The sequence below is a fragment of the Nocardia sp. NPDC046763 genome, from assembly GCF_040645495.1.
Lineage (GTDB): Bacteria > Actinomycetota > Actinomycetes > Mycobacteriales > Mycobacteriaceae > Nocardia.
Genome location: NZ_JBEYYI010000006.1, coordinates 334974 through 349723 on the forward strand (window position 1 = coordinate 334974; position 14750 = coordinate 349723).

Genomic DNA, 14750 nt, shown 5'->3' on the forward strand with positions numbered 1-14750 from the left:
GTCCTCACCGTAGCGCCCGGCGCTGCCGGGATATTTCGTAGAGGGCCACCGCGGCCGCCGAGGGCGCACCGAGGGTGCCGTCGGTCGGAATGCAGATCAGCTCGTCACACACCTGCCGCCAGGCGGGGACCAGCGATTCGCTCTCGTCACCCAGGACCAGGACGGTGCCGCCGTCGAACTCGGCGTCGTCGAGGGCGAGGCCGCCGTGGTCGTCACTGCCGACGATCCGGGTGGCGATGCCGCGGGCCCGCTGCCGGTCCCGGAACGCACCCACCTGCGCCGGACCCGAGGCGCGCAGCACGGGGATGGCGAACAGCGCGCCGTCGGAGGCGCGCACGCTCTGCGGGTCGTAGTGGTCGACGCCGGAACCGGTCACGATCACCCCACCCACCCCGAACGCCACCGCCGAACGGATGAGCGCCCCCAGCCGGATCGCCGACGCGGGCCGGTCGATGACCACCACCGTGGCCGGATCCTCCGGCGTGCCCGGTGCGAAATCCTCGAGCTCGGGCCGCTGGGTCACCGCCACCGCCACCAGTTCCGGCATCGGCTCACTCGGTTCGGCAAGCCCGGCCATCACCTCCGGCACCAGCCCGACACTGGGCACGCCACTGGAGTCGAGCACCTGCCGCGCCCACGGCGAGGGCTCGGGCAGCCGGTAGACGAGAGTCTCCAGCGGCCAACGGCATTCGAGGGCGCGGCTGATGGGCCGCACCCCCTGCACCAGGAATCGATTGTCCCGGATCCGGGCGGCACGGGTGGTCAGGTACGCCTGCCACACCTGAACCGCGGCGGTGCGAGTGTTCGCGCGACGCGTCACTGGGGTTCCTGTTCGTCCCTCATCGGTGAGGAGTTGACGAGGGCCAGCGCGGTGTCCGCCAAGGCGGGATCCGCGCCGTCCACCCACCGCACCCGCTGGTCTCGGCGGAACCACGAACGTTGTCTCCGGACATAACGCCGGGTGCCGATGAAGGTGCGCTCCTGAGCTTCGTTCAGCTCGTATTCGTTGTCCAGGAAGTCGAGGACTTGCGCGTAACCGATAGCGCGCCGGGCGGTTTGGCCGTGGCGCAGGCCCAGCGCGACAAGGCCCTCGACCTCCTCGACCAGACCGGACTCGAACATGGTCGCGGTGCGCACCTCGATGCGGGCATCCAGTTCGGCGGTGTCGCGATCGACGCCGATAATGACCGTCCCCCACCGTGGTTCACCGATCCGGGGCGCCGAGGCGGCGAACGGCTCACCGGTCAGCTCCACTACCTCCAGCGCACGCACCATGCGGCGGCCGTCGGTGGGCAGGATGGTCTGCGCGGCCACGGGGTCGGCCCGCTTCAATGCCTCGTGTACGGCGACGGTGCCGCGATCGGCCAGCACCGCTTCCCATTTGGCGCGGATCTCCGGGTCGGTGGCCGGGAAATCCCAATCGTCCAGCAGCGCTTGGACATACATCATGGAGCCGCCGACGATGACCGGGGTGCGCCCGCGCGCCATGATGGCCTCGACGTCGGCGCGGGCCGCCGTCTGATACGAGGCGACGGTGGCGGTTTCGGTGATGTCGAGGACGTCGAGCTGGTGGTGCGGGATGCCGTGGCGTTCGGACACCGGCAGTTTGGCGGTACCGATGTCCATGCCGCGGTAGAGCTGCATGGCGTCGATATTGACGATCTCGCCGTCGAGCCGCTGCGCCAGATCCAGGGCCAGATCGGATTTCCCGGTGGCGGTGGGGCCGACCACGGCGATGGGCCGGGTCATGTGACGGCTCCGCCGCACTCACGCGGACGCCACACACTGACGTGGTAGGCGACACCGAACGGGGCTGCGGCATAGAGGGTTTCGACGTCGGGGTCGGCGGGATCGGTGGCGAACAGCCCGGCCAGCACCTGGTAGGCGGGGCGCCCCGCCACCTCGATCTCGGCGCACAGGCGCGTGTCCAGGGCGGCGAGTGCCTGCCGGTCCCCCGTGCTCAGGGCCCGGTCGATGGCCTCCTGCGCGCCCGCCGCGCGCTCGTCCAGATAGCGGGGAGCCTTGAGCGACAGGGTTGCCGCGCCGTCGCCGACGACCAGAACGGCGATCGATTCCGGCTCGGCGTCCAGGTCGGCCCGCAGCTGCCGGGCGAAGGTCAGGCACTCGTCGGTGGAGGCATCGGCCGAGATCAGACGACATTCGGCGGTGACCTCCGGCGCGACCTGCTCGCGCAGCCAGCCCGCGATCAAGGCCGGCAGCGGCAGCATCGGGTCCGCGACACGCTCGGCAACCACCCCAGACAAACCGACACGCAGGTCCACTCCGTATCCCCGGAATGTGCCCACCGCATCGGAACCGATCACGCGGCCGGTATCGCCGCCGCCGGAACCCTCCTCCGGCTCCGCCACACCGACCACGATCCACCGCGACGCGTGAGCCGCCAACTCCCCCGCAGCCCGCAACACCGCAGCTCGCAGCCCCGCAACCGTTCCTTCGGCCGACGCACCGGCCGCACCCCCGATTTCGGGTACCAGCACGGGCGGCGAAGGGACCAGTGACGCAACACAGAACACGCCGACAACCGTAGCGCTAACGCACCTCACCAGCCCCACCCCCGCCGATCGCCGCGCCGCCGAAGCGGGCTCAAAGACAGCATTTCCCATCTCAGCCTGGTTGAATGGGATGAGCTAGACCGATGAGCTAGGGCGTAACCAGGCAGCCGTGACGCGCGGCAGGGACGAGGAGCAATGACCGACAACAACGGAAACGAGAAGGCTACCCACCCGGAGTCGACCCCGACGCCCAAGCCCGGCGCGCCGATGCCCACCCCGAGCGAGAGCGCCGAGCCATCACCGGCGGCCGCCGCCGCACCCCGCCCTGGGGGCCCGCGCCGCAAACCCGAATCCCCCAAACCCCATGCCGTCAAGCCCACGCCCGGCGCGGCGGCACACCATCCGCATCCGGTCGTCGTCCCCAGCGTGAGTGACCCCAGCCAGTGGGGACGGGTAGACGACGATGGCACCGCCTGGGTCAAGACCGTCGACGGCGAACGCGTCATCGGCTCCTGGCAGGCCGGTGACGCCGCCGAGGGTCTGGCCCACTTCGGCCGCCGCTACGACGATCTGGCCACCGAGGTCGCATTGCTCGAGGCCCGACTCGCCGCCGGCACCGACGCCCGCAAGACCAAGACCGCCGCCACCGCGATTGCCGAAACGTTGCCGACAGCCGCGGTCATCGGCGATATCGATGGGCTGACGGCTCGGCTGCAGGCCATCATCGAACACTCCGACGAGGCGGCCGCGCACGCCAAGGAGGAGAAGGAACGCACCCGGCACGAGCAAACCGAGCGCAAAGAAGCCCTGGCCGCCGAGGCCGAGCAGATCGCCAACGACTCCACCCAGTGGAAGGTCGCCGGTGACCGGCTGCGGGAGATCCTGGACGAGTGGAAGACCATTCGCGGCGTGGACCGCAAGGTCGACGACGCGCTGTGGCGGCGCTTCTCCAAGGCCCGCGAGGCCTTCAACCGACGCCGCGGGGCTCACTTCGCCGAACTCGACCGCGAGCGTGCCGCCGCCAAGGGCCGCAAGGAAGAGCTCTGTGTCCGCGCCGAGGAGCTGTCGGGTTCGACCGACTGGTCCGGCACCGCGGCCGTCTTCCGCGACCTGCTGACCGAGTGGAAGGCCGCCGGCCGCGCCCCCCGTGAGGCCGACGAGCAGCTGTGGCGGCGTTTCAAGGCCGCGCAGGACGTCTTCTTCGCCGCCCGCAATGCCGCCGCCAGCGAACGCGACCACGAGTTCGAGGAGAACGCGTCCGCCAAGGAAGCGCTGCTGCACGCCTACGAGCACATCAACCCCGAGGGCGACCTGGACGCCGCCCGCAGCGCCCTGCGCGAGCTGCAGGAGAAGTGGGACGCCATCGGCAAGGTCCCGCGCGAGCGCATGCACGATCTGGAATCGCGCCTGCGCACCATCGAGAAGAAGGTGCGCGAGGCCGTCGACGCCCAGTGGCGCCGCACCGACCCCGAGGCCATGGCCCGCGCCGCCCAATTCCGCGAGCGCGTCGCCCAGTTCGAGGAGCAGGCCGCCAAGGCCCAGGCCGCGGGCAAGACCCGCGACGCCGAAAAGGCCCTCGAGCAGGCCAAGCAGTGGCGCGAGTGGGCCGAGGCCGCCGAGGGCGCGGTCAGCCAGCGCTGAGCCGACCGCCTGGGTTCCCTTGTGGCCCAGGCGATCAGCACCTCGGGTGCGCGGTCGCGATCAGGCTCGGTGGACGGCACCGAGCCGGGAAGAGCTGATCGCGCGGCCGGTGGCCACCGGCATCGCCGGTCGGGTCGCCTGGCGCTGAACACCCTCCGGCGAGCCGATGCCGGATCTGGTTGTGGCCGACCATGGTTGGCGCGGTGGCGGGGCCGCTCTTCGGCCAGGGCTGATTGCCGCGCTCAGTTGAGTTGTGCCGGGGCGGGTTCGGTGATGATCTCGTGGCGGGTGGGGCGGTGGGAGCGGCGGTATTCACTCGGGGGGAGGCCTACTTCGCGGTTGAAGTGGGTGCGGAGGTTGGCGGCGGTGCCGAGGCCGCAGCGGGCGGCCACGACGTCGACGGGGAGGTCGGTGAGTTCGAGGAGTTCGCGGGCTCGGATCAGGCGTTGGGTGAGGAGCCATTGGAGCGGGGTGCCGCCGAGTTCGGAGTGGAAGCGGCGGGCCAGCGTGCGCTCGCTGAGGTTGGCGTGGCCGGCGAGGTCCGCCACGGTCAGGGGGTGTTCGAGATTGGTGAGGGCCCATTCGAGGGTGGTGGCGAGGCCGGAGTCGGTGGGCTGGGCGGGGACCGGGGACCGCAGGTATTGGGCCTGGCCGCCGGCTCGGTGCGGTGAGACGACGAGGTAGCGGGCGGCGGCATTGGCGGCCTGGGAGCCGAGGTCCTTGCGGATCAAGTGGATGCACAGGTCCATGCCGGCCATGGTGCCGGCGCTGGTGAGGATGCGGCCGTCGTCGATGTAGAGGACGCCGGGGTCGATGTCGAGGTGGGGGTGGCGCTCGCGCAGGGCGGCGATGTGGCGCCAGTGGGTGGTCATGCGGCGGCCGTCGAGCAGGCCCGCGGCGGCCAGCACGAAGGCGCCGGTGCACAGGGACGCGATGCGGGCGCCGCGGTCGTAGGCGACGCGGACCGCCTCGACCAGGTCGGCGGGCGGGTCCTCGCGGACGTTCGGGGTGGACGGGACGATCACGGTGTCGGCGCGGATCAGGTCGTCGTAGTCGTGATCGGTCAAGGCCACGAAGGGATCTCGCAGCGTGGCGTGCTGGGTGCCGCGGGGGCCGCAGAGCCGGAAGTCGTACCAGGCGGCCGGGTCGACGCCGAGGGGCGGCTCGTAGAAGACCTGGTACGGAATGGCCACCTCGAAGATCGGCATGCCGGGCGCGACGGCGACGGCCAGGGTTCCGGGACCGGTCGATTCCATGGCTCGAATCTAACGCCGCCGGGTGTCAGAAATCTAGCGCAGTGTGGCATTCCTGCCACTCGTGGATCGTGCCGCCGCTTCGCATAGTCGAAGACATGACCACGACGACCGACGCCACAACCGCACTCCCCCAACCGGATACGGCTCCCGACCCGCGCCGATGGCGGGTACTGGCGATTGCCGCGATCGCCCAGTACCTGGCCATCCTGGATCTGTTCGCGGTCATCGTCGCCTTCCCGGCGCTGCAGCAGTCCTTCGGCCACGCGTCGACCGGCGCGGTGTCGTGGACGTTGAACGCTTACACCATCGTCATGGCCGCCCTGCTGGTTCCGGCCGGCCGGTTCGCCGACGACACGGGCCGCAAACGCGGATTCCTGCTCGGCATAGCACTTTTCGGGCTGGCGTCCATCGCCTGCGGCCTCGCCCCCAACCTGGCCGTCCTGATCGTGGCCCGCGTGCTGCAGGCCGCGGCCGCGGCCCTGCTCATCCCGACCGGGCTCGGCCTGGTGCTGCCGGTGTTCCCGAAGCGCGAGCACGCCACGGTCATGGGCATCTGGACCGCGATCGCCGCGGCGGGTGGCGCGAGCGGCCCGGTCATCGGCGGACTGTTGCTGCAGGCCGGCTGGCGCTGGATCTTCCTGCTGAACGTGCCGTTCACGGTGGTGGCCTTCGCCTTCGGGCTGCGCGTGCTGCCCGATATCCAGCAGCGCGCCAACCGGCGGCTGGACCTGCTGGGCGCGGCGCTGATACTCGGGGCCACCGCCGCCTTCACCACGGTGTTCGTGCAGGCCACCGACTGGGGCTACACCGCGCCGGGCACCCTGGGCTGCCTGGTCGCCGCCCTCGCCCTGACGGCCCTGTTCGTCCGCCACGTCCGCCGCCACCCCGACCCGGTGGTGAGCCCGATCGTGTTGCGGCACCGCCTGTTCCGCACCGCCACCCTCGGCGTCTTCTGCTACTACCTGGCCTTCGCCGCCATGATCCTGGAGGCCACGCTGTTCATGACCGAGGAATGGCGGTACTCGACCCTGCGCGCCAGCCTCGGAGTCGCGGCCATGCCGATCAGCTGCCTGCTGCTGTCGCCGCTGTCCGGCCGCTTCGTCGCGCTGGTCGGGGCGCGCGCCTCGGCGGCGCTGGGCGGGGCGGCCATCGCACTGGGCTGCGCCTGGTGGGTGCTGGCCAGCGGCTTCTCGAATTCCTATGCGGTGGTGATGGTCCCGGGCGCAATCCTCGCCGGGGCCAGCACCGCGCTGCTGCAACCGCCGCTGTTCGGCGCCTCGACCCTGCTGCCCGCCGACCAGATCTCGCTCGGCTCCGGCACCCTGATGATGGCCCGCCAGACCAGTTCCGCCCTCGGCGTCGCCGTCCTGACCGCCATCCTCGGCGACGCCGCCCACCGCACCATGACCGAGTTCCGCGCGGGCTGGCTGTACATGGTGGCGGCGGGCCTGGCCGCCATGGTCGCCGGACTCGCCTACCGCCCCGACCGCGCCGCCGCCTGACCTCGCCCGCTGGTACGAAAAAGGCCCGGTGGCAACCGAATTCGGTTGCCACCGGGCCTGTATCGAAGGTTCAGTCCTCGCCGAAGAGGCGGCGGCGCTGCTGTTCCTCGGCCTTGGCCTCGGCCAGGCGGCGCTGTTCCTCGGCGGCCAGATGCACCGAGGTGCGCGCCCACACCACCCGGACCCAGTGGAAGGTCAGCACGACGATGGCGATGGTCGCCACGATCAGGCCGATGCCCGGGCCCGCACCGTGGTAGTTGCCGATGCCCGGGGTCTGGCGGTGCCAGATGGACAGCACGCCGAACACGCTGCCGATGGCCGACCCCGCGACCGCGATCCAGGCCAGCAGCCAGCGGCGGGTGATCAGCGCCAGTACCGAGAAGCCGATGCCGAACACCACCACGAACCAGACGAAGACCCGCGAGGGCAGGCCGATGTGGTCGGCCTGGGCGACCGTGTCGTACAGCAGCACGTCGAAGCCGCGGGTCTTGCCCGCGTGCGGCAGCACCAGCGACGCGAGCAGCACGAACACCGAACCGGCCACGACCATGGCACGCACGCCCGGGTCGATCTCGCCGGCGATCTTGCGTTCGACGGCCTCGAGGTCCGCGCGGAACTGCTCGAAGTCCTGACTGTTCTCGGCGGCCTGCATGCTCTCCTCGTTCGCCTCGGGCGTCGCTTCCGACGCCGGTTCCGATTGTGCTGCTTCGTCTTCCGGATGCTCCGGCCGGTCACGAGGCTCGTCCGGGCCGGTGGGCTGCTGCTCGGTCATACCACTCGAGATCCTTGCTGACGGCTAGCGCTCCCGCGCCGGGGATGTGGTCAGGCGGTGTGCGAGGGGTACCCGTGACGGATCGATCCCTCGCACGTACTCCAGCGATCCTGCCCTATGACGCTGTGTAGTTGACAGCGACCCCACCATTTGCTGCGCGAGGTCGCGCCGACCGCTCGGTCGCCGCGGGCCGGACTACTCGCCGCAGGCCGGTCCGCAGCCCGCGGCCACGGTCTCGACCACGACCGGCGCGCCGATACTCGGCAGGCCCAGGCCGACGCCGATCGGCGCGGTCTTGGGGGTGATGCCACGCTCGTGCGCGTCTCCGGCACGGGTGCGGCGGTGGGTGAGCACCTCGCCATCGGCGATCAGGTAGTGCGGTGCCGCACCGGTGACATCGACGGTGATCACATCGCCGGGCCGAATCTCGGTGCCGGGAGCCGGATCCACGGGCGGGCGGAAGTGCACGAGCCGGCCGTCGCGCGCGCGACCGGACATCCGCGCGGTCTTGTCGTTCTTCTTGCCCGCGCCCTCGGCGACCAGCAGCTCGACGGTCGAGCCGATCAGCGCCTGATTGCCCTCCAGCGAAATCTGCTCCTGCAGCGCGATGAGCCGGTCGTAGCGTTCCTGCACGACCTCCTTGGGCAGCTGATCGGGCATGGTCGCCGCGGGCGTGCCGGGCCGGATGGAGTACTGGAAAGTGAAGGCGCTGGTGAAACGCGCCTGCCGCACCACATCCAGGGTGGCCTGGAAGTCCTCCTCGGTCTCGCCCGGGAAGCCGACGATGATGTCGGTGGTGATGGCGGCGTGCGGCATGGCCGCGCGCACCTTCTCGATGATGCCGAGGAACTTGGCGCTGCGGTACGAGCGGCGCATGGCCTTGAGCACGCGGTCCGAACCGGACTGCAGCGGCATGTGCAGCTGCGGGCAGACATTCGGCGTCTCGGCCATGGCCTCGATGACGTCGTCGGTGAACTCGGCCGGGTGCGGGGAGGTGAAGCGCACCCGCTCGAGGCCCTCGATATTCCCGGTGGCGCGCAGCAGTTTCGCGAAGGCGCCGCGGTCGCGGGGCTCCTCCGGATCGGCGAAGGAGACGCCGTAGGAGTTGACGTTCTGACCCAACAGCGTCACCTCGAGCACGCCCTGCTCGACCAGCGCCTGCACCTCGGCGAGCACGTCGCCCGGACGCCGGTCGACCTCCTTGCCGCGCAACGCCGGGACGATGCAGAACGTGCAGGTGTTGTTGCAGCCCACCGAGATCGACACCCAGCCCGCGTACGCGGACTCGCGCTTGGCGGGCAGCGTCGACGGGAACGCCTCCAACGATTCGATGATCTCGACCTGGGCCTGCTCGTTGTGGCGGGCCCGCTCCAGCAGCACCGGCAGCGAGCCGATGTTGTGGGTGCCGAACACCACATCCACCCAGGGCGCCTTCTTGACCACGGTGTCGCGGTCCTTCTGTGCCAGGCAGCCGCCGACGGCGATCTGCATACCGGGGCGGTCGGCCTTGATGGGCGCGAGGTGACCGAGGGTGCCGTACAGCTTGTTGTCGGCGTTCTCGCGCACCGCGCAGGTATTGAAGACGACCAGGTCAGCGGTATCGCCGGCCACGGCCTTGACGTAGCCGGCGTCCTCGAGCAGACCCGAGAGCCGCTCGGAGTCGTGCACGTTCATCTGGCAGCCATAGGTGCGGACCTCGTAGGTCCGGGCCGGGGAATTCACCCAACCAGGGTAATAGGTGCCCGGCGCAGGCCATAAACGCCGTCCGTGCTGGGTGACCCGGGTCTTGCGTGCGGAACGGTAACGGCCCGGCGGATGGTCGTGGAATTGTCGGCGAATCATCGTCCGACCGGGCGATGGTGGTCTCAGCAGCATCAATCGCTGGTTACGCGGGGGTGTCGAGTCCCGGCGTAGTTCGGGCCGCCCGGGCAAAGACAAGCATTTCGGCCACGACATGATTAGGGTCACTGGTCATGACCGACGTGGCCGATTCCATCAGCACTCCCGCGCCGATGATCTCGATGCGGAATGTGGACAAGCACTTCGGCTCGCTGCACGTGTTGCGTGACATCAATCTCGAAGTGCCCAAAGGGCAGGTCGTGATCGTGGTGGGGCCCTCCGGCTCCGGCAAGTCGACCCTGTGCCGAACCATCAACCGGCTCGAGACCATCGACGCCGGTGAGATCGCCGTCGACGGCGTGAAACTGCCCGACGAGGGCAAGGCCCTCGCGAAGCTGCGCGCCGATGTGGGGATGGTGTTCCAGCAGTTCAACCTGTTCGCGCACAAGACGATTCTCGAGAACGTGATGCTGGCGCCGGTGAAGGTGCGGCGTGTCGACAAGACCAGGGCGCGCACCCGGGCACTGGAACTGCTCGACCGGGTGGGCATCGCCGATCAGGCCGGCAAGTATCCGGCGCAGCTGTCGGGCGGTCAGCAGCAGCGCGTGGCCATCGCGCGGGCGCTGGCCATGGACCCCAAGGTGATGTTGTTCGACGAGCCGACCTCCGCGCTCGACCCGGAGATGGTGTCCGAGGTGCTCGAGGTCATGGTCGGGCTGGCGAAGGAGGGCATGACCATGCTCGTCGTGACCCACGAAATGGGCTTCGCGCGGCGCGCGGGCAATCGGGTGCTGTTCATGGCCGACGGGCAGATCGTCGAGGACACCGAGCCCGAATCCTTCTTCACCGCACCGAAATCGGATCGCGCCAGGGACTTCCTGGGCAAGATCCTCTCCCACTGACTCCACTCCACTAGGGAACTCTCCCGCACTCCACAAGAGAACAGGACGTTCGATGAGGATCAACCACGCAATCCGGATCGCCGCCGGAGTGGCTGCCCTGGCGCTCGCCGTCACCGCATGCGGCGGCGGCAGCAACAAGACCGCCAGCCAGCACGCGGCCGACGGCAAGCTCACCATCGGCATCAAGTTCGACCAGCCGGGCCTGGGACTGCTCAACAAGGACGGCAGCTACAGCGGTTTCGACGTCGACGTCGCCAAGTACGTGGCCGACAAGATGGGCGTGAAGCCGGAGAACATCACCTTCAAGGAATCGCCGTCGGCGCAGCGCGAGACGCTGATCCAGAACGGGCAGGTCGACTTCATCGTCGCTACCTACTCCATCACCGACGCCCGCAAGCAGAAGGTCGACTTCGCGGGCCCGTACTTCGTGACCGGGCAGTCGCTGCTGGTGCGGTCGGACAACACCGACGTCACCGGGCCGGAATCGCTGACCGGCAACAAGAAGCTGTGCTCGGTCAAGGGCTCCACCCCGGCGCAGAACGTGAAGGACAAGTACGCCAAGGAAGTTCAGCTGCAGGAGTACGACACCTACTCGCTGTGCGTGGAGGCGCTGAAGTCGGGCGCGGTGGACGCGGTCACCACCGACGACATCATCCTGCGCGGTTACGCGGCGCAGTCGCCGGGTGCGCTGAAGGTGGTCGGCAAGACCTTCTCCGTCGAGAACTACGGCATCGGCGTGAAGAAGGGCGACACCGAATCGCGCGGCAAGATCAACGATGCCATCGACACCATGATCACCTCCGGCGCGTGGAAGGCGGCACTGGAGAAGGAATTCGGCAGCACCGGCTTCCAGATCCCGGAACCGCCCAAGGTCGACCGGTACTGATTCGCGGGCGCGCCGGGTGATTTCACGCTTTGATTCGCGAAATCACCTGCCGCGCTTCGTCTTCCGATCGGAGGAATGGGGCAGTCGTGTTCGACATGATCTCCAACTATCACACCAAACTGCTCGACGCGTTCTGGGTGACGATCAAACTGACGCTGTATTCGGCGTTCGTCGCGCTGATTCTCGGCACCGTCGTGGCGGCCATGCGGGTGTCGCCGACCCCGATCGCACGCTGGATCGGCGCGCTGTACGTCAACATCATTCGCAATACGCCGCTCACGCTGATCATCGTGTTCTGCTCACTGGGCCTGTACCAGACCCTCGGGTGGCGGCTGGCCGCCGAAGGACCGAACAGCATCGCGGAGAACAGCTTTCGCTTCGCGATCGTCGGGTTGAGTATCTACACGGCAGCTTTCGTGTGCGAGTCGCTGCGCGCGGGCATCAACACGGTGCCGTTCGGGCAGTCGGAGGCGGGACGTTCGCTGGGGCTCACCTTCGGGCAGAATCTGCGGATCGTGGTACTGCCGCAGGCGTTCCGGGCGGTCATCGCACCGCTGGGCAGTGTATTCATCGCCTTGACCAAGAACACGACCATCGCCTCGGCCATCGGCGTCGGTGAGGCCGCGCTGCTCATGTCGGAGATGAACGAGAACGAGGCGGCGCCGCTCAGTGTCGGCGCCATCTTCGCGCTCGGGTTCGTCATCCTGACATTGCCGACCGGTCTGTTCTTCGGCTGGCTGGCCAAGCGATTCGAGGTGGCGCGATGACTGCGGCGTCCGTGCTCTACGACGCGCCGGGACCCCGCGCGCGGCTGCGCTACCGGATCTACTCGGTCGTCTTCATCGCGGCTGCGGTGGCAGCGGTCTGGTTCGTGTATCACGGACTGGCCGACAAGGGGCAGTTCACCGCCGACAAGTGGAAGCCCTTCACCGAGAGCGATACCTGGCGTACCTACCTTCTGCCGGGTCTGCGCGGCACCCTCGAGGCGGCGGCGCTGTCTATCGTGCTCGCGCTGGTTCTCGGAATGGTGTTCGGCATTCTGCGACTGTCGGACCATCGCGCAGTGCGCTGGTTCGCCGGTGTGGTGGTGGAGATCTCGCGGGCCATTCCCGTGCTGATCCTGATGCTGTTCCTGTTCACCCTGTTCGCCCAGCAGAACGTCTTCCCCTCCGACCAGCTGGCGCTCGCGGCCGCGGTGGCGGCGCTGACCATCTACAACGGATCGGTCATCGCCGAGATCGTGCGCTCGGGCATCCGTGCGCTGCCCCGGGGACAGACCGAGGCCGCCGTCGCCCTGGGCATGCGCAAAACCCAGGTGATGGTGACCATTCTGCTGCCGCAGGCCGTCACCGCCATGCTGCCGGCGCTCATTTCGCAGATGGTGGTGGCGCTGAAGGACTCCGCGCTGGCCTACCAGATCACCTATCTGGAAATCGTGCGCAGAGGCACGCAGCTCGGTGCGGCGGAAAAGAATCCGATCCCGTCGCTGATCGTGGTGGCCATCATCATGATCGTCATCAACTACGCGCTGACCGTGATCGCCACCCGCGTGGAGAAGTGGCTGCGCACCCGCAAGCGCGGCTCCCGGGCCGCGCTCACGGCAGGCGCCGTCACCCCTCCCCCGGGCATGGATGTCGTCTTGGCGGACCAGTCCGTACCCGGCGTGATCGGCGACACGCGGTCGGGGAGCTGACCGCTGACCCCGGTTCGGGAGCCGTGACTCCCGAACCGGGACAGGGCATTCCGGGAATGGTCAGCCGACCCGGGGACAATTACTCCATCCAGCTCGCATACTGGTCTCCATGAACGAAGACGACAGCGCTCGAAGAGAATTCGTCTTCGGGCTGTTCCTGACCACCATCGTCACCCCCCTCCTCGCCGGCCTCACGGCCTTCGCCGCCGTCATCGGAGCACTGGCCGTTTACGATGCCGCAGGCCGCCTCCTCGCCGCCCGCCACGACAAACCGCCCCACCCATCCGCACCCCGCATGGCCACCCCCCGTGCCCTCCGCCACACCAACCACCGCCACACCCGCCGGGCACTCTCCACCCGCCGCCCGGGTGGCGTCCTGCACTGAACGCTGTGCGTACGGCATCCTCAACCGTGACACAATCGAAGCCAGTTCTTTTCGACCCGTGGAACCCCTCATATCTGTAGTCGTGCCGCATTACCCAATCCTCTTTCTCGATATCGACGGACCATTACTGCCGTTCGGCGGACCGCCCGGGAATGACGCACCGGCCGAGCGGAACGCGGCCAACCCGCTGGTGACACGACTCGATCCGGCACTCGGGCCGCTGCTGTCCGCGCTCCCCTGCGAATTGGTGTGGGCGACGTCGTGGACGCACGACGCCAACCGGATTGTCGGTCCGCTGCTGGGATTGCCGGACCTGGCGGTGGTGGAATGGCCGGAACGCGCGGATGAGCAGGTCGACGAATGGTTCGGATTGCACTGGAAGACCCGGACCGTGGTCGAGTGGGCGGCGGGACGGCCTTTCATCTGGGTCGACGACGAGATTCGCGACCATGACCGGGAGTGGGTGTCGGCACAGCACGGCAGTTCGGCTCTCCTGTACCGCGTGGACCCTCGGACAGGGCTGCGGCGCAAGGACTTCACCGTATTCACCGAGTGGGCCGATGGTGGTTTCAGGTCACAGTGACCACACATGTGACGGCGTGAGTACGGGCGACGGCAATTGGTCTCGGGACTCGCTCTTCCGGGCGATTGAACCGGTTCGGGAGCCGGCTCGTATTCATCGGTGGGACGGGAGGACAGGTTGTTTCATCAACCTGCTTCATCACACGAAGTGGGACGTCATGACCACCAACGTCACCGATGACAACGTCAGGGATCCGGGCAAGAATATCGATTCCAGTGCGGTCGATGTGGGGCTGCTGGTGTTGCGGGTGTTCTTCGGTGGGTTGATGTTTGTACACGGCAGCCAGAAACTGTTCGGATGGTTCAATGGCGCGGGCTGGCACCAGACCACCGTGGGGTTCGAAAAGCTCGGGTATCACCCCGGCCGGGTGTTCGGCACGCTGGCGGGGCTGTGTGAATTCACCGGTGGCGCGCTGCTGTTCCTCGGACTGCTCACGCCGCTCGGGGCGGCTATCGCCATCGGCACCATGATCAACGCGATGAATGTGACCTGGCATCACGGGTTGATGGGCTATGAGAGCGCCCTGCTGTTCGCCGTTGCCGCGCTGACGCTGGCGATCGCGGGGCCGGGCCGATTCTCCCTCGACCACAACCGGCCATGGGCGCGCCGCGGCGTCATATGGGGCACCGCGGCCCTCGCCCTCGGTGTGGTGGCCGCGGTGATCACCTTGGTCATCAAGTGGTCGGGATAGGCGCCGTACGTATATCGACTGCGCCAGCTTGCCCAGCACGATGCCGGGGTCCAGCCCATGGCGTTCGCGTAGCATCCGTGACCTAGT

The 14750-nt window shown here is 68.5% G+C and carries 15 protein-coding genes; 9 read left to right on the forward strand and 6 right to left on the reverse strand.

Going from position 1 to position 14750, the window contains the following annotated elements; all coding sequences use genetic code 11:
- Positions 1-4 precede the first annotated feature (4 nt).
- The 3 genes from ABZ909_RS13130 to ABZ909_RS13140 are packed head-to-tail and all read right to left on the reverse strand — an operon-like array spanning position 5 to position 2534.
- Entirely contained in the window at positions 5-820 is an 816-nt protein-coding gene (locus ABZ909_RS13130; RefSeq protein ID WP_356998391.1) for a TrmH family RNA methyltransferase, read from the reverse strand.
- Positions 817-1749 (reverse strand): tRNA (adenosine(37)-N6)-dimethylallyltransferase MiaA, encoded by a 933-nt coding sequence (gene miaA / locus ABZ909_RS13135; RefSeq protein ID WP_356998392.1) that lies wholly within the window; start codon positions 1747-1749, stop codon positions 817-819. Before miaA ends, ABZ909_RS13130 begins: the two co-directional genes overlap by 4 nt.
- Positions 1746-2534 (reverse strand): hypothetical protein, encoded by a 789-nt coding sequence (locus ABZ909_RS13140; protein ID WP_356998393.1) that lies wholly within the window; start codon positions 2532-2534, stop codon positions 1746-1748. Before ABZ909_RS13140 ends, miaA begins: the two co-directional genes overlap by 4 nt.
- A 174-nt stretch (positions 2535-2708) precedes the next feature.
- On the opposite strand from ABZ909_RS13140, the gene ABZ909_RS13145 reads away from it, so the two are divergent.
- Positions 2709-4154: a DUF349 domain-containing protein gene (locus ABZ909_RS13145; RefSeq protein ID WP_356998394.1), complete on the forward strand. Its 1446-nt coding sequence runs from the start codon at positions 2709-2711 to the stop codon at positions 4152-4154.
- Between the two features lie 242 nt (positions 4155-4396).
- Here the strand turns inward: ABZ909_RS13145 and ABZ909_RS13150 are convergent, their stop codons facing one another.
- The gene (locus tag ABZ909_RS13150; RefSeq protein ID WP_356998395.1) at positions 4397-5410 is read right to left on the reverse strand and encodes a helix-turn-helix domain-containing protein; all 1014 of its coding nucleotides are present in this window, start codon (positions 5408-5410) and stop codon (positions 4397-4399) included.
- 95 nt (positions 5411-5505) lie between these two features.
- On the opposite strand from ABZ909_RS13150, the gene ABZ909_RS13155 reads away from it, so the two are divergent.
- Positions 5506-6912, forward strand: coding sequence for an MFS transporter (locus ABZ909_RS13155; protein ID WP_356998397.1), 1407 nt, complete (start codon positions 5506-5508; stop codon positions 6910-6912).
- A gap of 70 nt (positions 6913-6982) precedes the next feature.
- Here the strand turns inward: ABZ909_RS13155 and ABZ909_RS13160 are convergent, their stop codons facing one another.
- Both ABZ909_RS13160 and miaB read right to left on the reverse strand, forming a co-directional pair.
- Positions 6983-7564, reverse strand: a complete 582-nt coding sequence (locus ABZ909_RS13160) for a hypothetical protein (RefSeq protein WP_356998549.1) — start codon at positions 7562-7564, stop codon at positions 6983-6985.
- 315 nt (positions 7565-7879) lie between these two features.
- Positions 7880-9406, reverse strand: coding sequence for a tRNA (N6-isopentenyl adenosine(37)-C2)-methylthiotransferase MiaB (gene miaB / locus ABZ909_RS13165; RefSeq protein WP_356998399.1), 1527 nt, complete (start codon positions 9404-9406; stop codon positions 7880-7882).
- A 290-nt stretch (positions 9407-9696) separates the two neighbouring features.
- Here miaB and ABZ909_RS13170 point away from each other — a divergent pair, with 290 nt between their 5' ends.
- The 7 genes from ABZ909_RS13170 to ABZ909_RS13200 all read left to right on the forward strand — a co-directional run bounded on the left by ABZ909_RS13170 (position 9697) and on the right by ABZ909_RS13200 (position 14663).
- Positions 9697-10425 carry an amino acid ABC transporter ATP-binding protein gene (locus tag ABZ909_RS13170; RefSeq protein ID WP_356998551.1) on the forward strand — a complete coding sequence of 243 codons (729 nt, stop codon included), beginning with the start codon at positions 9697-9699 and terminating at the stop codon, positions 10423-10425.
- Between the two features lie 52 nt (positions 10426-10477).
- On the forward strand, positions 10478-11311 hold the full coding sequence (locus ABZ909_RS13175) for a glutamate ABC transporter substrate-binding protein (protein ID WP_356998401.1): 834 nt from the start codon (positions 10478-10480) through the stop codon (positions 11309-11311).
- A 95-nt stretch (positions 11312-11406) separates the two neighbouring features.
- The gene (locus tag ABZ909_RS13180; protein WP_356998552.1) at positions 11407-12078 is read left to right on the forward strand and encodes an amino acid ABC transporter permease; all 672 of its coding nucleotides are present in this window, start codon (positions 11407-11409) and stop codon (positions 12076-12078) included.
- On the forward strand, positions 12075-13004 hold the full coding sequence (locus tag ABZ909_RS13185) for an amino acid ABC transporter permease (protein WP_356998403.1): 930 nt from the start codon (positions 12075-12077) through the stop codon (positions 13002-13004). Before ABZ909_RS13180 ends, ABZ909_RS13185 begins: the two co-directional genes overlap by 4 nt.
- 109 nt (positions 13005-13113) lie before the next feature.
- Positions 13114-13389 (forward strand): hypothetical protein, encoded by a 276-nt coding sequence (locus ABZ909_RS13190; RefSeq protein WP_356998405.1) that lies wholly within the window; start codon positions 13114-13116, stop codon positions 13387-13389.
- A gap of 82 nt (positions 13390-13471) precedes the next feature.
- Entirely contained in the window at positions 13472-13972 is a 501-nt protein-coding gene (locus ABZ909_RS13195; protein ID WP_356998407.1) for an HAD domain-containing protein, read from the forward strand.
- A 157-nt stretch (positions 13973-14129) separates the two neighbouring features.
- The gene (locus tag ABZ909_RS13200) at positions 14130-14663 is read left to right on the forward strand and encodes a DoxX family protein (protein WP_356998408.1); all 534 of its coding nucleotides are present in this window, start codon (positions 14130-14132) and stop codon (positions 14661-14663) included.
- The last annotated feature ends 87 nt before the right edge of the window (positions 14664-14750 follow it).